The sequence below is a fragment of the Pseudomonas sp. 1 R 17 genome, assembly GCF_900067035.1.
Lineage (GTDB): Bacteria > Pseudomonadota > Gammaproteobacteria > Pseudomonadales > Pseudomonadaceae > Aquipseudomonas > Aquipseudomonas marginalis.
On sequence record NZ_FKLB01000018.1, the window covers coordinates 45939 to 65946 of the forward strand.

The 20008-nt window shown below is 62.1% G+C and carries 19 protein-coding genes; 6 read left to right on the plus strand and 13 right to left on the minus strand.

The window, feature by feature from the left end:
• Positions 1-3 precede the first annotated feature (3 nt).
• Positions 4-1527, plus strand: a complete 1524-nt coding sequence (gene lnt, locus BFP99_RS02240) for an apolipoprotein N-acyltransferase (RefSeq protein ID WP_065924976.1) — start codon at positions 4-6, stop codon at positions 1525-1527.
• Between the two features lie 73 nt (positions 1528-1600).
• On the opposite strand, the gene BFP99_RS02245 is transcribed toward lnt, so the two are convergent.
• Entirely contained in the window at positions 1601-2362 is a 762-nt protein-coding gene (locus tag BFP99_RS02245) for a YdcF family protein (protein ID WP_027605248.1), read from the minus strand.
• Between the two features lie 97 nt (positions 2363-2459).
• Entirely contained in the window at positions 2460-2777 is a 318-nt protein-coding gene (locus BFP99_RS02250) for a hypothetical protein (protein ID WP_065924874.1), read from the minus strand.
• 261 nt (positions 2778-3038) lie between these two features.
• Here BFP99_RS02250 and leuS point away from each other — a divergent pair, with 261 nt between their 5' ends.
• The 5 genes from leuS (at position 3039) to BFP99_RS02275 (ending at position 9130) form a co-directional block, all read left to right on the plus strand.
• On the plus strand, positions 3039-5645 hold the full coding sequence (gene leuS, locus BFP99_RS02255; RefSeq protein ID WP_065946570.1) for a leucine--tRNA ligase: 2607 nt from the start codon (positions 3039-3041) through the stop codon (positions 5643-5645).
• A gap of 88 nt (positions 5646-5733) precedes the next feature.
• On the plus strand, positions 5734-6339 hold the full coding sequence (lptE, locus tag BFP99_RS02260; protein WP_027605245.1) for an LPS-assembly lipoprotein LptE: 606 nt from the start codon (positions 5734-5736) through the stop codon (positions 6337-6339).
• Between the two features lie 39 nt (positions 6340-6378).
• Positions 6379-7416 (plus strand): DNA polymerase III subunit delta, encoded by a 1038-nt coding sequence (holA, locus tag BFP99_RS02265; RefSeq protein ID WP_065924876.1) that lies wholly within the window; start codon positions 6379-6381, stop codon positions 7414-7416.
• 162 nt (positions 7417-7578) lie between these two features.
• A complete protein-coding gene (gene arfA / locus BFP99_RS02270; RefSeq protein ID WP_003176285.1) occupies positions 7579-7743 on the plus strand; it encodes an alternative ribosome rescue factor ArfA in 165 nt (54 codons plus the stop codon).
• A gap of 61 nt (positions 7744-7804) precedes the next feature.
• The gene (locus tag BFP99_RS02275) at positions 7805-9130 is read left to right on the plus strand and encodes a lytic murein transglycosylase (protein WP_027605243.1); all 1326 of its coding nucleotides are present in this window, start codon (positions 7805-7807) and stop codon (positions 9128-9130) included.
• A gap of 68 nt (positions 9131-9198) precedes the next feature.
• Here BFP99_RS02275 and BFP99_RS02280 read toward each other — a convergent pair whose 3' ends face one another.
• The 11 genes from BFP99_RS02280 to rsfS form a co-directional block, all read right to left on the minus strand.
• Positions 9199-10119, minus strand: coding sequence for a S66 peptidase family protein (locus BFP99_RS02280; RefSeq protein WP_065946571.1), 921 nt, complete (start codon positions 10117-10119; stop codon positions 9199-9201).
• Positions 10120-10528: 409 nt separating this feature from the next.
• Positions 10529-11530, minus strand: a complete 1002-nt coding sequence (lipA, locus tag BFP99_RS02285) for a lipoyl synthase (RefSeq protein ID WP_057444888.1) — start codon at positions 11528-11530, stop codon at positions 10529-10531.
• Positions 11531-11556: 26 nt separating this feature from the next.
• On the minus strand, positions 11557-12204 hold the full coding sequence (gene lipB, locus BFP99_RS02290) for a lipoyl(octanoyl) transferase LipB (RefSeq protein WP_027605241.1): 648 nt from the start codon (positions 12202-12204) through the stop codon (positions 11557-11559).
• The gene (locus BFP99_RS02295) at positions 12204-12479 is read right to left on the minus strand and encodes a DUF493 domain-containing protein (RefSeq protein WP_065946572.1); all 276 of its coding nucleotides are present in this window, start codon (positions 12477-12479) and stop codon (positions 12204-12206) included. Before BFP99_RS02295 ends, lipB begins: the two co-directional genes overlap by 1 nt.
• Positions 12480-12563: 84 nt before the next feature.
• Positions 12564-13721 carry a D-alanyl-D-alanine carboxypeptidase family protein gene (locus BFP99_RS02300; RefSeq protein ID WP_027605239.1) on the minus strand — a complete coding sequence of 386 codons (1158 nt, stop codon included), beginning with the start codon at positions 13719-13721 and terminating at the stop codon, positions 12564-12566.
• Positions 13722-13897: 176 nt separating this feature from the next.
• Positions 13898-14896, minus strand: coding sequence for a septal ring lytic transglycosylase RlpA family protein (locus tag BFP99_RS02305; protein ID WP_027605238.1), 999 nt, complete (start codon positions 14894-14896; stop codon positions 13898-13900).
• Positions 14896-15906 (minus strand): lytic murein transglycosylase B, encoded by a 1011-nt coding sequence (gene mltB, locus BFP99_RS02310; protein WP_027605237.1) that lies wholly within the window; start codon positions 15904-15906, stop codon positions 14896-14898. Before mltB ends, BFP99_RS02305 begins: the two co-directional genes overlap by 1 nt.
• A 17-nt stretch (positions 15907-15923) precedes the next feature.
• Entirely contained in the window at positions 15924-17027 is a 1104-nt protein-coding gene (rodA, locus tag BFP99_RS02315; RefSeq protein ID WP_051429342.1) for a rod shape-determining protein RodA, read from the minus strand.
• A 31-nt stretch (positions 17028-17058) separates the two neighbouring features.
• Entirely contained in the window at positions 17059-18957 is a 1899-nt protein-coding gene (mrdA, locus tag BFP99_RS02320; protein WP_027605235.1) for a penicillin-binding protein 2, read from the minus strand.
• 15 nt (positions 18958-18972) lie between these two features.
• Complete coding sequence (rlmH, locus tag BFP99_RS02325; RefSeq protein ID WP_065946573.1) at positions 18973-19440, minus strand: 23S rRNA (pseudouridine(1915)-N(3))-methyltransferase RlmH; 468 nt, start codon at positions 19438-19440, stop codon at positions 18973-18975.
• Positions 19441-19449: 9 nt separating this feature from the next.
• Positions 19450-19944, minus strand: coding sequence for a ribosome silencing factor (rsfS, locus tag BFP99_RS02330; protein WP_065924878.1), 495 nt, complete (start codon positions 19942-19944; stop codon positions 19450-19452).
• Between the last annotated feature and the right edge of the window lie 64 nt (positions 19945-20008).

Consider the following 20008-nt stretch of genomic DNA (forward strand, 5'->3'; position numbering starts at 1 on the left):
GATATGCAGCGCCTAACCCGCCCCGGCTGGCCCGGTAATCTGCTGGCCGTGGTGGCCGGCGCCATCACCACCCTGGCGCTGGCGCCATTCGACCTGTGGCCGTTTGCATTGGTTGCGGTCGGATTGTTCTATGTCGGGCTGCGGGAGCTGACGCCGCGCCAGGCCCTGGGCCGTGGCTGGTGCTTCGGGTTCGGCCTGTTTGGCGCCGGCACCAGCTGGATCTACTACAGCATCCACCACTTCGGCGGCGCTTCGGTGCTGCTGGCGGGGTTTCTGATGCTGTTGTTTACCGCCGCCATTGCCTGGTTCTTCGCCCTGCCCGCGTGGTTATGGGCGCGCTGGCTGCGTCGCAATGAAGCGCCGTTGGCGGATGCGCTCACGTTTGCCGCGTTATGGGTCGGCCAGGAGGCCTTTCGCGGCTGGTTCCTCACCGGATTCCCGTGGTTGTACTCCGGTTACAGCCAGCTCGACGGCCCCCTCACCGGCCTGGCGCCAGTGGGCGGGATGTGGCTGATTTCCTTTGCCCTGGCGCTGACGGCGGCCCTGCTGTGCAACCTGCCACGCCTGCTGGCCGGCAAACGCAATGGGTTTATCGGCGCTGGCCTGGTGTTACTGGTAGCGCCCTGGGCCATCGGCCTGGCACTCAAGCATCATGCCTGGACCACGCCCTCGGGCGCGCCACTGACCGTCGCCGCGATCCAGGGCAACGTCGAACAAAGCATGAAGTGGGACCCCGAGCAGTTGAATGCGCAGCTCGCGCTGTACCGCGACATGAGCTTCAGCTCCAAGCCGGTCGACCTGCTGGTGTGGCCGGAAACGGCCGTGCCGGTGCTCAAGGAGTCCGTCGAGGGCTACCTGGGAATGATGGGTAAGTTTGCGGCTGACCGGCACACCGCGCTGATCACCGGCGTGCCGATTCGCCAGGAAGTGCATCACCAGAAGCGCTACTTCAACGGTATCACGGTGGTGGGTGAAGGTGACGGTACCTATCTCAAGCAGAAGCTGGTGCCGTTTGGCGAGTACGTGCCGTTGCAGGATATGCTGCGCGGCCTGATTGCCTTCTTTGACCTGCCCATGTCGGACTTCGCCCGTGGCCCTGCCGACCAGCCGATGCTGCAAGCCAAGGGCTATCAGATCGCGCCGTTCATTTGCTACGAAGTGGTGTACCCGGAGTTCGCAGCCGGCCTTTCCGCCCAGAGCGACCTGCTGCTGACCATCAGCAATGACACCTGGTTCGGCCGCTCCATCGGCCCGTTGCAGCACCTGCAAATGGCGCAGATGCGTGCGTTGGAGGCTGGCCGCTGGATGATCCGCGCCACCAATAATGGCGTGACCGGGTTGATCAACCCATTTGGGCAGATCACCGTGCAGATACCGCAGTTCGAACGCGGTATCCTCTACGGCGAAGTGGTGCCGATGCACAACCTGACGCCGTACCTGCAATGGCGCTCGTGGCCGCTGATCATCGTGTGCCTGGTGCTGTTTGGTTGGGCGCTGCTGGCAGGCCGGATGGCCAAAACCGTTTAAGAGCCAACGCGAACAAAGTGTGGGAGGGGGCAAGCCCCCTCCCACACTTTGATCTGCATTTTAATCAGCAGGGTTATCGATAGAACAACCGGTAGCCTAGCTGCCCCACCGCTTCATTGATCAACTGCCCGCTCTGCCACACCGACTTGAACTCTGGCATCCAGCCGCCCAGCGGCCGGGCGTTGTCCACGCCGAGGAACCCCACCGGCGCCGGTACCACGGTGAAGCCGGCCTTTTCAAAACTCCACACCGAACGCGGCATGTGCCAGGCCTGGGTCACGACCACCACACGCTTGATGCCCTCGGGCAATAGAATCCCGGCACTCATCTGCGCGTTTTCCCAGGTGGTGCGGCTGCGTTCTTCCTTCCAGCGCACAGCAACGCCGAAGTCATCCTGCATCGATACCGCCATCAACTGCGCCTCGCTGGGCGGCGTGCCGTAATGCAGGCCACCGGTGGTCAGCACCGGCAGCCCTGAGGCCTTGGCCAGTCGCGCGGCATACCGCTGGCGCTCCAGGCCGATGCCGGTCGGCTGATCAGAACCCCAAGCCGGGTCGCCGCGCTCGCGTCCCGAGCCCAGCACCACAATGGCATCGGCGCGCTGGGCCAGGGTCGACCAGTCTTCACGGGCCAACGGTGGCTCGGTCTCCAGGGCACGTGCGCCCCACTCCACCGCCACCGGCAGGCTGATCAACCACATGCCGCCAAATCCGAGGGCAAAGCAGCAGCCGGCCAAACGGGGGCGGCTGCGACGAAACCACCAGGCAAGGGCCAGCAGCAGCAAGAGAATGCCGGGTGGCAGGAGCAGCTGTTTGATGAAATAACGAATAGGCATCGGGCATCTCCATAGATGCCCGAAGCCTAAGGTGTAACGGGGTTTAGCGACAATCTTTACAGTGACATGGCACGATGACGTGATTCAGGGGAGTGAACTACTTGAAGCGGGCGGACCGGAGCCTTTCCGGGCCACGACCGGCCGACAAGTCCTTGAGCCACACCACCTTGGCTGAGTGCGTAGGCTCTTTGGCTGGCGGGGTTGCCACCCAAGAAGGCGCACTGCGCTTATTACGTTCCAGGTAAGCTTTGATCAGTTCCAGCTCCGCACGGCTCAAACCGCGCAGTTCCAACTCTACGGGCCGTTCATCACGCAATCGGCCCGCGGTCCTCGCTGCATCCAATGCGCGACCCAATCGGTCGATCAGTCCTTCGTAGATTTCCGGTTTCGTTGCGATTCGCTGCGATTCGACCATCCCCTCACCTCATTGAAGAAAGACTTGCTCCCCAATAAACAGCGTAGTCCCCATGGCTGCGCCTGCCCGGCGCCGCGACAGACGGCCCTCGCCGCGCAATCAGGGTTTCCCTCGATAGAGTGGGGTCATGTATGCTACGGCGCTTCCTGTAACTCCACTTCCCGCAGGGTTTGGGCACGGACGCGCCGCTTTTTGGTGTCGAACAACCTGAACGTTGCACCGAAGAGGATTAGGCCACCCCTATTCAGTTCAAAAGTAGCCATGCACGAACAATATCAGCCCCGTGAAATAGAAAATGCCGCCCAAACCTTCTGGGACGAGCAAAAGTCCTTTGAAGTCAGTGAACAGCCAGGCAAGGAGACATTCTATTGCCTGTCGATGTTCCCTTACCCCAGCGGCAAGCTACACATGGGGCATGTGCGTAACTACACCATCGGCGACGTCATCTCCCGCTACCAGCGCATGCAAGGCAAGAACGTCCTGCAACCCATGGGTTGGGACGCCTTCGGCATGCCGGCGGAAAACGCCGCGATGAAAAACAACGTGGCCCCCGCCAAGTGGACCTACGAAAACATCGCCTACATGAAGACCCAGCTGCGCAGCCTGGGCCTGGCGGTGGACTGGTCCCGCGAAGTCACCACCTGCAAGCCGGATTACTACCGTTGGGAACAATGGCTGTTCACCCGCCTGTTCGAAAAAGGGGTGATCTACAAAAAAAGCGGCACCGTGAACTGGGACCCTGTCGACCAGACCGTCCTCGCCAACGAACAGGTGATCGACGGTCGCGGCTGGCGCTCCGGCGCGCTGATCGAAAAGCGCGAAATCCCGATGTACTACTTCAAGATCACCGCCTACGCGGATGAACTGTTGTCGAGCCTCGACGATTTGCCGGGCTGGCCTGAACAGGTCAAGACCATGCAGCGCAACTGGATCGGCAAGTCCAAGGGCATGGAAGTGCAGTTCCCCTACAACGTCGACTCCATCGGCGAAGCAGGCGCACTCAAAGTCTTCACCACCCGTCCGGACACCTTGATGGGCGCGACCTACGTCGCCGTGGCCGCCGAGCACCCGCTGGCCACCCAGGCCGCACAGAACAATCCTGAGCTGCAGGCATTCATCGCCGAATGCAAAGGCGGCAGCGTGGCCGAAGCCGACGTCGCCACCCAGGAGAAAAAAGGCCTGCCGACCGGCCTGTTCGTCGAGCACCCGCTGACCGGCGAGAAGTTGCCGGTATGGGTCGCCAACTACGTGCTGATGCACTACGGCGATGGCGCAGTAATGGCTGTGCCGGCCCACGACGAGCGCGATTTCGAATTCGCCACCCAATACAACCTGCCGATCAAGTCAGTGGTGCGCACCAGTTCCGGCGACACCAACCCGGCCCCGTGGCAAGACGCCTATGGCGAGCACGGTACGCTGATCAACTCCGGTGAGTTCGACGGCCTGGACTTCGCCGGCGCCTTCGACGCCATCGAAGTCGCACTGATCAAGAAGAACCTCGGTGCCTCGCGCACCCAGTTCCGCCTGCGCGACTGGGGCATCAGCCGCCAGCGCTACTGGGGCTGCCCGATCCCGATCATCCACTGCCAGACCTGCGGTGACGTACCGGTTCCGGAAGACCAGTTGCCGGTCGTCCTGCCGGAAGACGTGGTGCCGGACGGTGCCGGTTCGCCATTGGCGCGCATGCCCGAGTTCTACGAATGCAGCTGCCCGAAATGCGGCCAGCCGGCCAAGCGTGAAACCGACACCATGGACACCTTCGTCGAGTCCTCGTGGTACTACGCCCGCTACGCCTCGCCGCACTACGAGGGCGGCCTGGTAGAGAAATCCGCAGCCGACCACTGGTTGCCGGTGGATCAGTACATCGGCGGTATCGAACACGCCATCCTTCACCTGCTGTACGCGCGCTTCTTCCACAAGCTGATGCGCGACGAAGGCCTGGTGAGTTCCAACGAACCGTTCAAGAACCTGCTGACCCAGGGCATGGTGATCGCCGAGACCTACTATCGTCGCGAAGCCAATGGCGCTTACACCTGGTTCAACCCGGCGGACGTCGAGCTCGAGCGCGACAGCAAAGCCAAGGTCATCAGCGCCAGACTGATCGCCGACGGCCTGCCGGTGGAAATCGGCGGCACCGAGAAGATGGCCAAGTCGAAGAACAACGGCGTCGACCCTCAGTCGATGATCGACCAGTTCGGCGCCGACACCTGCCGCCTGTTCATGATGTTCGCCTCGCCGCCTGACATGAGCGCCGAATGGTCCGACTCCGGTGTCGAAGGGTCGCACCGTTTCCTCAAGCGCGTCTGGCGCCTGGCGCACGCCCATGTCAGCCAGGGCCTGCCGGCCAAGCTGGACGTGGCGTCGTTGAGCGACGAGCAGAAACTCATTCGTCGCAGCACCCACCTGGCCATCAAGCAGGCCAGCCAGGACGTGGGCCAGAACCACAAGTTCAACACCGCCATCGCCCAGGTGATGACGCTGATGAACGTGCTGGAAAAAGCCCCGCAAGCCACCGCACAGGATCGCGCACTGGTACAGGAAGGCCTGGAGACGGTCACCCTGCTGCTGGCGCCGATTACACCGCACATCAGCCACGAACTGTGGAGCCGCCTGGGCCATAGCGACGCGGTCATCGATGCGCGCTGGCCGGTACAGGATGACAGCGCCCTGGTACAGGACACGCTGCAACTGGTGATCCAGGTCAACGGTAAACTGCGCGGCCAGATCGACATGCCCGCCAGTGCCAGCCGTGAAGAAGTCGAAGCGGCCGCACGGGTCAACGAGAACGTGCTGCGCTTTACCGAAGGCCTGACGATCCGCAAAGTGATCGTGGTGCCTGGCAAACTGGTCAATATCGTCGCTAGCTAATCGGATCGGGCGTGGGGCTCGAGCCCTGCGCCGAACAAAGCCTTCAGGGCCTCGATAAGGCCCACATGGTTTCAAGGGGAGCAACAAAATGATCAAACGCAATCTGCTGGTTATGGGCCTTGCCGTACTGCTGAGCGCTTGCGGCTTCCAGCTGCGCGGCACCGGCACCAATGACCTGACGATCAAGGAACTGGACGTCAGCGCTCGCGACGCCTACAGCGAGACAGTGACCCAGCTGCGCCAGGTCCTGGAAAACAGCGGCGTGCACGTCTACACCGGCGCGACGTACAAACTGTTCCTGGCTAACGAGAAAGAAACCCAGCGCAACCTGAGCTACGCCAGCGCCGGACGTGCGTCCGATATCGAACTGAGCACCGTGCTCAGCTTTGAAATCCAGGGCCGCGATCACCTGCCGTTGATGAATGACAACATCCAGGTGCAGAAGATTGTCAGCCACGATGGTAACAACCTGGTGGGTTCGGACTCCGAAATCATCCAGGTGCGCAAGGAGATGCGTCGCGAGCTGGTGCAACGCATGGTCCTGCGCCTGTCGCTGCTCACCCCACAACAGCTCGAAACCTTGCAGCAACGCGCTGACGACAAGGCCAAGGCCGATGCCGACGCGCTGAAAGCCGCGAAAGAGTACGAAGACAACACGCCGAAACAATCGCCTGTTGAAGTCCCTGTCGAGTAAGCCAGACGGGGCGCCCCTGGCGCCCCGTTCGCCCTGCCTATGAAACTCGCACCCGCCCAACTCGCCAAACACCTGCAAGGTGGCCTCGCGCCTGTCTACATCGTCAGCGGTGATGACCCGCTGTTGTGCCAGGAAGCCGCCGACGCCATCCGCAGCGCCGCACGCCAGCAGGGCTTCGATGAACGCCAGGTATTCAGCGCCGACGCCAGTTTCGACTGGGGCACGCTGCTGCAAGCCGGTGCAAGCATGTCGCTGTTCGCCGAAAAACGCCTGCTGGAGCTGCGCCTGCCGTCGGGCAAGCCCGGTGATAAGGGCGCGGCTGCACTGATGGAATACTGCTCGCGGCCCGCCGAAGACACGGTGTTGCTGATCAGCTTGCCCAAGCTCGACGGCAGCGCGCAGAAGACCAAGTGGGGCAAGGCCCTGGTGGAAGGGGCGCAGACCCAGTTCATCCAGATCTGGCCAGTGGACAGCAATCAGTTGCCGCAATGGATTCGCCAGCGCCTGTCCCAGGCAGGGCTATCCGCGACACAGGATGCAGTGGAGCTGATCGCCGCGCGGGTCGAAGGCAACTTGCTTGCCGCCGCCCAGGAGATCGAAAAGCTCAAGCTGATGGCCGAAGACGGGCAGATTACCGTCGAGACCGTCCAGGGCGCAGTGGCAGACAGTGCACGTTTTGACGTGTTCGGGCTGGTGGATGCGATCCTCAATGGCGAGCCCGCCCATGCCCTGCGTATGCTCGAAGGCCTGCGTGGCGAAGGGGTGGAGCCGCCGGTGATTCTCTGGGCCCTGGCCCGGGAACTACGGGTATTGGCCAATATTGCCCTGCAATACAGCCAGGGCACGCCGCTGGACAAGTGCTTCAGCCAGGCGCGGCCACCGGTGTGGGACAAGCGCAAACCCCTGATGAGCAAAGCCCTGCAACGGCACTCGGCGCAACGCTGGGCGCAGCTGTTGCTGGAAGCGCAGCGCATTGATGCACAGATCAAGGGCCAGGCGGCGGGTTCGCCGTGGATGAGCCTGAGCCGTTTATCGCTGTTGATGGCCGGTCAGCGCCTGACATTACCAGCGGAATAACCCTGGTTTCCAAACACCACAGAACCAATGTGGGAGGGGCAAGTCGAATCGTCGCACCGCCCCTTCCACATTTTTGATTGCGTTTACAATTCATGAGCTTTACAGCGGCCTGACTTCGGCAGATTATTTGCACCGCATCTCCCCCCATCAAGAGCATCGACCATGAGCAAAAAGCCATCCAAGCATGGCCCCAACAAGGCCAAATCCATCATCGCCCAGCCACTGTTCCGCAGCCGTCAGGAACGCGCCGGCAAGGGCAAAGGCAGCTACCGCCGCGAAGCCTTCCAGTCTAATAGCTGGGAGGCTTCTTACTTTCTGGCTGCCTGAAGGCAAGCGCCCCTCTGGCATGATAAGGTCTGTACCTGATTTGTAATTCCTGGACCTGTGCATGCCCTCTTGTCTTTCCCGTCGTTGGCACCTTCGCCAATTGATCGCTGCCTCCAGCCTCATTCTGCTTGTCGCCTGCGCGGAAAAACCCACCGCCGCCGATGCCCAACCCTTGCCGAAGCTCCAGACCGCACCCGTGGTGGCCCCTGCCGTCGTGGCCCCGCTGGCCGTGGACAATCTCGACATCCAACCAACCCAGACCTTTGCTGAATGGCAGGCCGGCTTTCGCGCGCAAGCCCTCCAAGCCGGCATCACGGCCGACGTTTTCGACACCGCATTCGCCAATGTCACCCCCGATATGGCGGTGATCCGCGCCGACCGCAGCCAGCCGGAGTTTTCCCGCCCTGTATGGGAATACCTCGACGGCGCCCTGTCACCCGTACGCGTACGCAATGGCCAGGCGCTGCTGATCAAGTACGCCGACATCCTGCAAAGCATCGAGCAGCGTTATGGCGTCGACCGTCAGGCACTGGTCTCGGTGTGGGGCATGGAGAGCAACTTCGGCCAGTTCCAGGGCAACAACTCGGTGATCCGCTCCCTGGCGACCCTGGCCTATGAAGGCCGTCGCCCGGCCTTTGCCCAGGCGCAATTGCTGGCGGCATTGCAGATCATCCAGCACGGCGACATCGCCGCCGACCAGATGAAGGGCTCCTGGGCCGGGGCCATGGGCCAGACCCAGTTCATTCCAACCACTTACAACACCCACGCGGTGGACTTCGATGGCGACGGTCGCCGCGACATCTGGAACAGCCCGGCCGACGCCCTCGCATCAACCGCGCACTACCTGCAAAGCTCCGGCTGGCAGAAAGGCCAGCCGTGGGGCTTTGAAGTCAAGCAATTGCCGGCGAACTTCGACTACGCCCTGGCTGACGGCGGCGTGCGCAAGAGCATTGCCGAGTGGATGAAACTGGGCATTCAACTGCCACCGGGCGCGAGCATGCCGCCGAATGTCGACCAACTGTCCGCCGCCCTGCTGCTGCCGGCAGGCTACCGTGGCCCGGCGTTCCTGGTGCTGGATAACTTCCGCGCGATCCTCAAGTACAACAACTCGTCGTCCTACGCACTGGCGGTGGGCCTGTTGTCGGAGCGCTTTGGCGGCGGCGGTGTGATCCGTGGTGACTGGCCCAAGGATGAGCTGCCGCTGAGTCGCTCCCAGCGCATTGATCTGCAGACGGCGTTGAGCGCCAACGGTTATGACGCGGGCAACCCGGATGGGATTATCGGCGCCAACACGCGCAAGGCGATTCGGGCGGCACAGCAGGCGCTGGGCTGGCCGGCGGACGGGTATCCGACGGTGAAGTTGCTGGAGTCGCTGCAAAACCGATAGATCCGCGTATGGCGACTACCGCAATCGGGGGCAAGCCCCCGATTGCGGTTTAGCAAACGCCAGCAGATTCAAGACCTGAAGACCACTTCCTGCTCCAACACCACCCGCTGCTCCCCCGCATCCAACCGTACCAAGGCGCCCATGGGCAGCGTCAGGTTCGGATCGCAATGCCCGCTGCGCCAGCCGGCCAGCACCGGTATGCGCAATGGCTCGAACGTCTGCGTCAGCAAGCGCGCCAGCGCCACGTTATCCACACCCGCCACATCCCCGACCAGTACACCGGCGACCTGAGCCAACTTGCCCGCCAGACGCAGATGGGTCAACAGGCGGTCGATGCGGTAGATCGGTTCGTTGACGTCTTCGATAAACAGGATGATGCCTTCAGCGTCGATTTCGTAAGGCGTGCCCATGACCGCCGCAATCATCGACAGGTTACCCCCCAGCAAGCGCCCACAGGCAATGCCAGGCTCGATCGTGGTCAGCGGGTACGCTACCGGGTGCGCAAGCACACTGCCAGCGCCCAACTGGCCGCGCAGAAGGCTGAACAATGACGACTCGGTAGGTTGTTGCTTGTCGCCGAGCAGGTCGGCATTGAGCATCGGGCCGTGGAAGGTCACGAAACCGGCGTAACGGTTGATCGCCAGGTGCAGGGCGCTGATGTCGCTATAGCCGACGAACGGCTTGGGATTGGCACGCAGCAGGTCAAAGTCCAGCGCGTCGAGCAGCCGCGGTGTGCCGTAACCACCGCGCAGACAGAAGATAGCGTCGATGTGCGGATCGGCGAAGGCGGCATGCAGGTCACGCAGGCGCACGGCATCGCTGCCGGCGAGGTAGCCGTCGCGTTCATAGACACCGGGGGAAATCCGCAGATCGTAGCCGCGCGTACGCATCCATTGGCCAGCCTTTTCAACGTCCAGCACGGCGGGGCCGGCGGGGGCGATCAGGGCGATGGTGCCTTCAGAACGAAGGGCTGGAACGGCGGCGGTCATCTGAGAATCTCCCTATCTAACGCTGAAACCAATGTGGGAGGGGGCTTGCCCCCGATAGCGGTGGATCAGCCAGCACATGTAGCGACTGACATACCGCAATCGGGGCATTGGTATCCACACAACTTCCAGTGAATACGGAATCTATGGCAATTAGGCTTCTGTGGTGAGCGGGCTTGCCCCGCGCTGGGTTGCGAAGCAGCCCCAAAACCTTCACCTCGATTGATTCTGGCACTCTGCGTTGACCTTATTGGGGCCGCTTCGCAGCCCAGCGCGGGCGGTGCGACGATTCGACAAGCCCGCTCACCACAGAGTTATGTGTCAGCCTTTAAGAGTTGTGTAGATACCTATGGCAATCGGGGGCAAGCCCCCTCCCACATAAGCCCGCTCCCACACCGGGTCTGAACCCCGATCAGGAAACCAGGCTAGCCTTGACCAGCTTGGCCTGTTCGTCGGCGTGGTACGAAGAGCGTACCAGCGGGCCCGAGGCGACGTTCTTGAAGCCCATCTTGTAACCTTCCTCGGCGAACCAGGCGAAGGTGTCCGGGTGCACGAAACGCTGCACCGGCAAGTGGCTGCGCGACGGTTGCAGGTATTGGCCCAGGGTCAGCATGTCGATGTCGTGTTCGCGCATGCGCTTCATGACTTCGATGACTTCTTCATCGGTCTCGCCCAGGCCGAGCATCAAGCCGGATTTGGTCGGGATGTGCGGCATCATCTGCTTGAATTTCTGCAGCAGGGTCAGCGACCACTGGTAGTCCGAACCTGGACGCGCGGCCTTGTACAGGCGAGGCACGGTTTCCAGGTTGTGGTTGAACACATCCGGCGGCTCGGCAGCGGTGATTTCCAGCGCGACGTCCATGCGGCCACGGTAGTCCGGCACCAGGGTCTCGAGCATCACGTTCGGCGACAGTTTGCGGATTTCGCGGATGCAGTCGGCAAAGTGCTGGGCACCGCCGTCGCGCAGGTCGTCACGGTCAACCGAGGTGATGACCACGTATTTGAGTTTCAGGTCGGCGATGGCGATGGCCAGGCTTTCCGGTTCGTTGACGTCCAGTGGCTTCGGCCGGCCATGGCCGACGTCGCAGAACGGGCAACGACGGGTGCAGATGTCACCCATGATCATGAAGGTGGCGGTGCCGCCGGAGAAGCATTCGCCCAGGTTCGGGCAGGACGCTTCTTCGCACACGCTGTGCAGCTTGTGCTTGCGCAGCAGGGCCTTGATACGGTCGACTTCCGGCGAAACCGGGATGCGCACGCGGATCCAGTCAGGCTTTTTCGGCAACTCGGTGGTCGGGATGATCTTGACCGGGATGCGTGCAACCTTCTCGGCGCCGCGCAGCTTGACGCCGGCTTCCACCTTGGCACGCGGGGCCGGGGCCGGACGCTCGGTGATGTCCAGCGTCGGGATCATGGTTTGCACTGCATCAGTAGTCATAATCAGTCGATTCCGCCCGTGAGGGTCGTCTGCTCAGCATAGTCGAGGTGTTTGACGAGCTGCGCACGCAGCCGGGCACTTACCTCGGCAAATTTAATCGGTGTGGCGTGGTCGCTCAGTTGGGTCATCGCCAGCCCCGCATAACCACACGGGTTGATGCGCCGGAACGGTGCCAGGTCCATGTCCACGTTCAGGGCCAGGCCATGAAAGGAACAACCGTGGCGAATGCGCAAACCGAGGGAGGCGATTTTCGCGCCGTCCACATACACACCGGGTGCATCGGGCTTGGCCGCGGCGCTCACGCCATAACTGGCCAACAGCTCGATCAGGCAAGCCTCCATGCGGCTCACCAGGTCGCGCACGCCAAAACCCAGCTTGCGCACGTCCAGCAGCAGGTACGCCACCAGTTGACCGGGCCCATGGTAAGTCACTTGGCCACCTCGGTCGACCTGCACCACCGGAATATCCCCCGGCAGCAGCAGATGTTCGGCCTTGCCGGCCTGGCCCTGGGTGAACACCGGTGGATGTTCCACCAACCAGATTTCGTCGGGCGCCGAAGTGCCGCGTTCATTCGTGAACCGCTGCATGGCGTGCCAGACGGGCTCGTAGTCCATCCGGCCGAGCTCGCGAAAGCCCAGGACCTGTGACATCACAGCACCATGTGCACGAAGCCGGTGGCCCGCAGTTCGCTATTGATGTCGTAGAGCTGGTTTTGACCGGTCGCAACGATGTGCAACTGGATCGTGGTGTACTTACCGTTGGTGCTCGAACGCTCGTCCACCCGGTTGTCATTGATCGTCGCGTGTTTACGCACGATATCCAGGATTCTGTCTTTGTTGCCTACACCGGTATCGCTGATCACCTTGACGGGATAATCCGTCACCGGGAATTCGATCTTTGGCGCCTTTACTTCTTTATCGGTCATGGCAGAACGGCCTCGTAAGCGGTAAGCCGTGGCGACGGCAAAGCCCCGCGTCGGATCAACGCGGGGCTTTGCAGGTGCACACAATCAGTTGAACAAGCCGTAGAAGAATAGACGGATGCTATCCCACACGCGGCGGAAGATACCACCTTCGTCGACGGCGTCCAGCGCGATCAGGTCGGCGCTGTGCACCACCTTGTCGTCCAGCTTCACTTCGACTTTACCGATCACGTCGCCCTTGGCGATTGGCGCAACCAATTGCGGGTTCATGGTCATGCTGGCGGCGAGCTTTTTCAGCTGGCCTTTAGGCATGGTCAGGGTCAGGTCTTCAGCCAGGCCGGCCTTGACTTGCGAGGTCGCGCCTTTCCATACCGGCGCGGTCGCCAGTTCAGCACCCTTCTGGTAGAAGGTCTGGGTTTCGAAGAAGCGGAAACCGTAGGTCAGCAGTTTTTGCGTCTCGGCCGCACGGGCCTGCTCGCTGTTGGTGCCGAAGACCACCGCGATCAGGCGCTGGCCATCACGTACCGCGGACGACACCATGCAGTAGCCGGCTTCGTCGGTGTGGCCGGTTTTCAGGCCATCGACAGTCTTGTCGCGCCACAGCAGCAGGTTGCGGTTAGGCTGCTTGATGTTGTTCCAGAAGAATTCCTTCTGGGAGTAGATCGCGTAGTGCACCGGGTCGACACGAATGATCGCGCGCGCCAGGATCGCCATGTCGTGAGCCGACGAGTAGTGCTCAGGGTTTGGCAGGCCGGTCGGGTTCATGAAGTGGCTGTTGGTCATGCCCAGGTCGGCCACGGTTTTGTTCATCATGTCGGCGAATGCGTCTTCGCTGCCGGCGATGTGCTCGGCCAGGGCGACGCTGGCATCGTTACCGGACTGGATGATGATGCCATGCAGCAGGTCGCTCACAGTGACTTGCGAGCCCACCTTGATGAACATCCGCGAACCGCCGGTACGCCAGGCGTTTTCGCTGACGGTCACCGGGTCGTTTTCGCCGATCTGGCCGCGACGGATTTCCAGGGTCGCGATGTAGGCGGTCATCAGCTTGGTCAGGCTGGCCGGTGGCAGGCGCTGATCACCGTTGCTCTCGACCAGCACGTTGCCACTGGCGGCATCCATGAGGACCCAGGACTTGGCGGCCAGTTGCGGTGAAGCCGGTACCATTTCAACCGCCCAGGCGGCCGGGGTGATGATCAGCGAAAGAAGCAGGCACGTGCGTTTGGCTAAGGTGGTGATGTTCATCCGTCTCTCGAAATTGCTTATGGAAACTTGCCCTCGCGGGCAAAACTTATTCAGACAGCCCGCTACCAGACTGTCACGTGTTCGGTTGCCCGCTCACCCCTTGCCCCTGGGTTTTATTGTTCAACGAGCCAACAACCAGGGTCCAGGCCCGCATGCGAGCCTCAACCATCAATTTATTATTCGGCAGTGACCACGCTGGGTTGCCCCAGGTTGGCCAGGCGCACGCTGTTCTGCACTTGCGCAACCTCGCTCGGCGAACCGATCGGGCCCATGCGCACACGGTGCAACGTTTGCTGGTTACGCACGATGGAGCTGATGAATACCGGCGCGCTGACCATGCTGCTGAGCTTGGACCTTAACAGTTCTGCCGCATCCGGGTTGGCGAAAGCGCCCACTTGCAGGTATTGCCCGCCCGCGACCGCGGCGCCCGGTGCCGCATGGGGCACGACCACCGTATCCGGTGCGTGCTGCTGCGGTGGCGGTGTCCATTGTTCGATCTTGCCGGTGGATGCCGTCACTTGCGGCTGCGCACTCTGCGGCTCGTTGAGCATCAACGGCGCGGGCTTGCCACGCTGGGCCCAGTACTGCGCGGGATCGATGCCTTCGACCTTGACCCGCGCGGTACCGGTTTCGGCATAGCCGAGTTTTTTCGCGGCGGCGTAGGACAAGTCGATGATGCGATCCGAATAGAACGGCCCACGGTCGTTGACCCGCAGGATAACCGTGCGGTTGTTGTCCAGGTTGGTCACGCGGACATAGCTGGGCAGCGGCAGGGTCTTGTGGGCCGCGCTCATGCCGTACAGGTCATAGACTTCGCCGTTGGCGGTGTTCTGGCCGTGGAACTTGGTGCCATACCAGGACGCCGTGCCCGATTGCACGTAGGTCTTGGAGTCCTGCAACGGGAAGTAGGACTTGCCCAGCACGGTATAGGGGTTGGCCTTGTACGGGCCGGTGTGCAGGGTCGGCGTGGCATCCGGGATCTTCGACACGTCGACATCCCACCACGGGGCGCCATCTTTGTGTGCGCGGTTGATGTCCAGGCCTGGCTGTGAACGCACCGCGGTGCCGCCGGACTTCGGTACCGGGCCACGGCTGGTGGAACAACTGACGACGAGCAGGGACAACGCGGCGAACGCCACCAGCTTGAGCGGTTGATTGAACGGCGATGCCCGCATTACTTGTTGCCCCGTGCTTGGACCAGCATGTCTGACAGCTGATGCACGGCCATGGCGTACATCACACTGCGGTTATAACGCGTGATTGCGTAGAAATTCTTCAGGCCCATCCAGTATTCAGGGCCGTTTTCACCTTCGAGGCGGAATGCCGTCACCGGCATATCGTCGCGTGGCGCATTCTGACTCGACCAGCCCAGCGCCCGCAACTCCCCGACGGTCTTGGCCGGCTCGATGCCCTGGGTCAGGCCTTCATCGGCACGCTCCCCGCTGACATCGGCACGGATCACCACCGGCTCGCCACCGACCCAGCCATGGCGCTTGAAGTAACTGGCCACACTGCCGATGGCATCGTCCGGGTTGCTCCAGATATTGATATGACCGTCGCCGTCAAAATCCACCGCGTAGGCGCGAAAGCTGCTCGGCATGAACTGCGGCAAGCCCATCGCCCCGGCGTAGGAGCCCTTGAGGGTCAGCGGGTCGACCTGCTCTTCGCGGGCCAGCAGCAGGAACTCACGCAGTTCCTTGCGGAAGAAGTCGGCGCGCGGCGGGTAATCGAAGCCCAGGGTCGACAAGGCGTCGATCACCCGGTAACTGCCGGTATTGCGCCCGTAGAAGGTTTCAATGCCAATGATCGCAACGATGACCTGAGCCGGCACGCCGTATTCCTGCTCGGCGCGGGCCAACACGGCCTCGTGCTGGCGCCAGAAGTCCACCCCCCGGGCCACCCGGGCGTCGGTGAGGAACATCGGACGGTATTCCTTCCACTGTTTCACGCGCTCGGCGGGGCGAGAGATAGCGTCGAGGATCGCCTGCTTGCGCTGGGCTTCGCGGAACACGCCCATCAGTTGTTCACCGGCGAAGCCGTAGTCGCGGGTCATTTCACCGACGAATTCGGCGACCTGGGGTGAGCCATCGTAGTCACCGGCCTGCGCCTCGTGCGTTGCCCCCAGCAGCCCGATCAGGCCCATCCAGGACGCATGCCGAGTCGCCCAGCCGCGCATTACTTGCATTGACATCTTCACCTTATTCAAACCTGTGCGATCCACTTGCGATGCGTATGAATCGACATCAAAACCCCAAACGCTGACAGCAATGTCACCAGCGAAGTTCCGCCGTAGCTAATGAACGGCAAAGGCACCCCAACCACCGGCAGCAGGCCACTGACCATACCGATGTTGACGAAAACGTAAACAAAAAAAGTCATGGTCAGGCTGCCGGCGAGCAATTTGCCGAACAGCGTCTGCGCCTGTGCGGTAATCACCAGGCCACGACCAATCAATAGCAAATAGATCAGCAACAGCGCGCAAATGCCCACCAGGCCGAACTCTTCGCCCATCACCGCAATAATGAAGTCGGTGTGGCTCTCGGGTAGAAAGTCCAAATGCGACTGGGTGCCGAGCAGCCAGCCCTTGCCAAATACACCGCCGGAACCGATGGCCGCCTTCGACTGGATAATGTTCCAGCCGGTGCCGAGCGGGTCGCTTTCGGGATCGAGGAACGTCAGGATTCGCTGCTTCTGGTAGTCGTGCATAAAGAAGAACCACATGGCCACGGCCACCGGCACTGCCGCCGCCAGCACGCTAAGGATCCAGCGCCAGCGCAACCCGCCCATGAACAGCACGAACGCACCGCCGGCCAGGATCAGCAGCGAGGTGCCGAGGTCCGGCTGGCGTACGATCAGCACGAAGGGGATGCCGATCAGGATCAGGCTGATGCCCACATGCTTGAGCTGCGGCGGCAAGGTGCGCTTGGACAGGTACCAGGCGATCGTCGCCGGCATCAGGATCTTCATGAATTCCGACGGCTGGAAGCGAATCACCCCCGGAATATTGATCCAGCGGGTCGCGCCCATGGCGTTGTGGCCCATGACGTCCACCACCACCAGCAGCAACACGCCGGCCACATAACCGAGCGGCACCCAGCGCGCCATGAAACGCGGCTCCAGCTGGGCGATCACCACCATGGACAGCAGGCCCAGGCCAAACGACGAAGCCTGCTTGATCAGCAAGTCCCAGTTCTTGCCGCTGGCCGAATACAGCACGAACAGGCTGCCGGCCGCCAGGGTCAGCAGCAGGATCAGCAACGGGCCATCAATGTGCATGCGCTGCAACAAAGTCGCGCGGCGACGCATCACATCCTCGCTGGAGAGGATGCGGTCAAAATTACTCTTCACTGGCCGTAACCTCGGGGGTTGAAGGGGGGCCGCCATATTCGGGCTTGAGCCTGCCGTCGTCGGCCAGCAACCAGGCGTCCATCACCTGGCGCACCACAGGCGCCGCCACACCGGAGCCGGACTCGCCGTTCTCGACCATCACCGCCACCACGATTTTCGGGTCGTCGGCCGGGGCAAAACCCACAAACAAGGCGTGGTCGCGGTGGCGTTCCTGGACCTTGGAACGGTCGTATTTCTCGCCCTGCTTGATCGCCACCACCTGGGCGGTACCACTCTTGCCGGCGATACGGTATTGCGCACCGATCGCCGCCTTGCGCGCGGTCCCGCGTGCACCGTGCATCACCTGCTGCATGCCGTGGTTGACCTTGGTCCAGTCGGACGGGTCGCGCAGTACGATGTCGGGGATCGGGTTTTCATCCACAGGCTTTTCGCCTTCGATGGTCCGGGCCAGGTGCGGGCGGTTCCAGATGCCTTTGTTGGCCACCAGCGCCGTGGCCTGGGCCAGTTGCAAAGGCGTGGCCTGCATATAGCCCTGGCCGATGCCGAGGATCAGGGTTTCGCCCGGGAACCATGCCTGGCGGCGGGTCGCACGCTTCCACTCCCGCGATGGCATCAGGCCAGGGGATTCTTCGAACATATCCAGGGAGACTTTCTGACCGAGGCCGAACTTGCCCATGTAGGCGGACAAGCGGTCGATACCCAGCTTGTGGGCCAAGTCGTAAAAATAGGTGTCGTTGGAACGCATGATCGCGGTATCCAGATCGACATAGCCGTCACCGGTACGGTTCCAGTTGCGGTATTTGTGGTCGTAGTTCGGCAGCATGTAGTAGCCCGGGTCGAATACCCGGCTGGAAGCCGTGACCACGCCCGCGTCCAAACCGGCAATCGCCACCGCCGGCTTGATGGTCGAACCCGGCGGGTACAGGCCGCGCAACACACGGTTGAACAGCGGCCGGTCGATGGAGTCGCGCAACTCGGCGTAGGCCTTGAAGCTGATCCCGGTCACGAACAGGTTGGGGTCGAAGCTCGGCTGGCTGACCATGGCCAGCACTTCGCCGGTCTTCGGGTCCAGCGCCACCACCGCGCCACGCCGGCCACCGAGGGCCATCTCGGCCGCTTCCTGCAGCTTGATGTCCAGGCTCAGCACAATGTCCTTGCCCGGTACCGGGTCGGTACGCTTGAGCACCCGCAGCACGCGGCCGCGAGCGTTGGTCTCGACTTCTTCGTAACCCACCTGGCCGTGCAGCTCGGGCTCGTAGAAACGCTCGATGCCGGTCTTGCCGATATGGTGGGTGCCGCTGTAATTGACGGGATCGAGGCTTTTCAGCTCTTTCTCGTTGATCCGCCCCATATAGCCGACGGAGTGAGCAAAGTGCGGCCCTTGGGGATAGTGGCGCACCAACTGCGCCACCACTTCCACACCCGGCAGGCGGAACTGGTTCACCGCAATCCGCGCAATCTGCTCTTCGGTCAGCTCGAACAGGATCGGCACCGGTTCGAACGGCCGGCGCCCCTGTTTCATGCGTTTCTCGAAGATCACCCGGTCTTCCGGGGTCAACTGCAGCACCTCGACGATGACATCGAGGACCTGTTGCCAGTCGCCGGAACGCTCGCGGGTCATGCTCAGGCTGAAACTGGGCCGGTTATCCGCCACCACCACGCCATTGCGGTCGAAGATCAGCCCACGGGTCGGCGGAATCGGTTGCACATGCACGCGGTTGTTTTCCGACAACGTGGAGTGGTAGTCGTACTGGATCACCTGCAGGAAATACAGGCGCGCAATCAGCACCCCGATCAGCGCCACCACCATGATCGCGCCAAACACCACCCGCGCGCGTACCAGACGTGCGTCTTTCTCGTGGTCCTTGATGCGGATCGGCTGGGTCATCGGGAGGGGCGCAGATTATTTGTGATAAGGGTGCCCGGACAGAACTGTCCAGGCGCGATACAGCTGTTCACCGATCAGGATCCTTACCAACGGGTGCGGCAGCGTCAGCGCCGACAGCGACCAGCGCTGGTCCGCCCGCGCGCAGACTTCCGGCGCCAGCCCTTCGGGGCCGCCGACCATGAAGTTGACGGTGCGCGAGTCCAGGCGCCAGCGCTCCAGTTCCACCGCCAATTGCTCGGTGCTCCAGGGTTTGCCGTGCACTTCGAGGGTGACGATGCGCTCGTTGGGGCCGACCTTGGCCAGCATCGCTTCGCCTTCCTGACGGATAAAGCGCGCCACGTCGGCATTCTTGCCCCGGGTGTTGAGCGGTATCTCCACCAGTTCCAGCGACAGCTCGGCGGGCAGACGCTTGGCATACTCGTGCCAGCCTTCTTCCACCCACTTGGGCATGCGTGAACCGACAGCAATCAGACGCAGGCGCACAGCCGTTCCTTATTCCTGGTCTTTGTTGAGCTTGTCGAAGTGCGCGTGGCCCACTTCCGGGCTGTGGTGCTTGCCATCGGCGGCACGGCTCTGCTCGGCGCCTTTCCACAGACGCTCCAGGTCGTAGAACTGACGGGCATTGCTGGTCATCATGTGAACGATCACGTCGTCCATGTCCAGCAGCACCCAGTCGCTGTCGCCCTTGCCTTCTTCACCCAGCGGCTTCACGCCCTGGGCTTTGACGGCTTCGCGAACCTTGTCCAGCATCGCGCCGATCTGGCGGTTGGAGGTACCGGTGGCGATGATCATGAAGTCGGTGATGCTCTGCTTGTCGCGTACGTCCAGGACCTGGATGTCCTGGGCCTTCACGTCTTCCAGGGCGGCAACGGCGACTTTCACCAGCGCTTCGCCAGCCAGTTCCGGGCCAACGTGGGCTTCAACCGGCAGCGGGGCGCTTTTGAACGTGCCTTTGCGTTTTACTTTGCTTACGTCTTTGTTCGTCATAAAAAACTCGTTTTGCTCGTATGTTCGGGCGCTCGCTGCACGAGTGTTCGTGCGTTCAAGCGCG

Bases quoted from the DNA above. Each gene is read 5' to 3' on its own strand.
- mrdA (WP_027605235.1), bottom strand. From the start codon at position 18,957: ATGACCCAGCCGATCCGCATCAAGGACCACGAGAAAGACGCACGTCTG.
- BFP99_RS02245 (WP_027605248.1), bottom strand. From the start codon at position 2,362: ATGCCTATTCGTTATTTCATCAAACAGCTGCTCCTGCCACCCGGCATT.
- BFP99_RS02300 (WP_027605239.1), bottom strand. From the start codon at position 13,721: ATGAACATCACCACCTTAGCCAAACGCACGTGCCTGCTTCTTTCGCTG.
- holA (WP_065924876.1), top strand. From the start codon at position 6,379: ATGAAACTCGCACCCGCCCAACTCGCCAAACACCTGCAAGGTGGCCTC.
- lptE (WP_027605245.1), top strand. From the start codon at position 5,734: ATGATCAAACGCAATCTGCTGGTTATGGGCCTTGCCGTACTGCTGAGC.
- BFP99_RS02280 (WP_065946571.1), bottom strand. From the start codon at position 10,119: ATGACCGCCGCCGTTCCAGCCCTTCGTTCTGAAGGCACCATCGCCCTG.
- rodA (WP_051429342.1), bottom strand. From the start codon at position 17,027: ATGCGTCGCCGCGCGACTTTGTTGCAGCGCATGCACATTGATGGCCCG.
- BFP99_RS02295 (WP_065946572.1), bottom strand. From the start codon at position 12,479: ATGACCGATAAAGAAGTAAAGGCGCCAAAGATCGAATTCCCGGTGACG.
- arfA (WP_003176285.1), top strand. From the start codon at position 7,579: ATGAGCAAAAAGCCATCCAAGCATGGCCCCAACAAGGCCAAATCCATC.
- leuS (WP_065946570.1), top strand. From the start codon at position 3,039: ATGCACGAACAATATCAGCCCCGTGAAATAGAAAATGCCGCCCAAACC.
- BFP99_RS02275 (WP_027605243.1), top strand. From the start codon at position 7,805: ATGCCCTCTTGTCTTTCCCGTCGTTGGCACCTTCGCCAATTGATCGCT.
- mltB (WP_027605237.1), bottom strand. From the start codon at position 15,906: ATGCAAGTAATGCGCGGCTGGGCGACTCGGCATGCGTCCTGGATGGGC.
- lipB (WP_027605241.1), bottom strand. From the start codon at position 12,204: ATGTCACAGGTCCTGGGCTTTCGCGAGCTCGGCCGGATGGACTACGAG.
- rsfS (WP_065924878.1), bottom strand. From the start codon at position 19,944: ATGACGAACAAAGACGTAAGCAAAGTAAAACGCAAAGGCACGTTCAAA.
- lnt (WP_065924976.1), top strand. From the start codon at position 4: ATGCAGCGCCTAACCCGCCCCGGCTGGCCCGGTAATCTGCTGGCCGTG.
- BFP99_RS02305 (WP_027605238.1), bottom strand. From the start codon at position 14,896: ATGCGGGCATCGCCGTTCAATCAACCGCTCAAGCTGGTGGCGTTCGCC.
- BFP99_RS02250 (WP_065924874.1), bottom strand. From the start codon at position 2,777: ATGGTCGAATCGCAGCGAATCGCAACGAAACCGGAAATCTACGAAGGA.
- lipA (WP_057444888.1), bottom strand. From the start codon at position 11,530: ATGATCCCGACGCTGGACATCACCGAGCGTCCGGCCCCGGCCCCGCGT.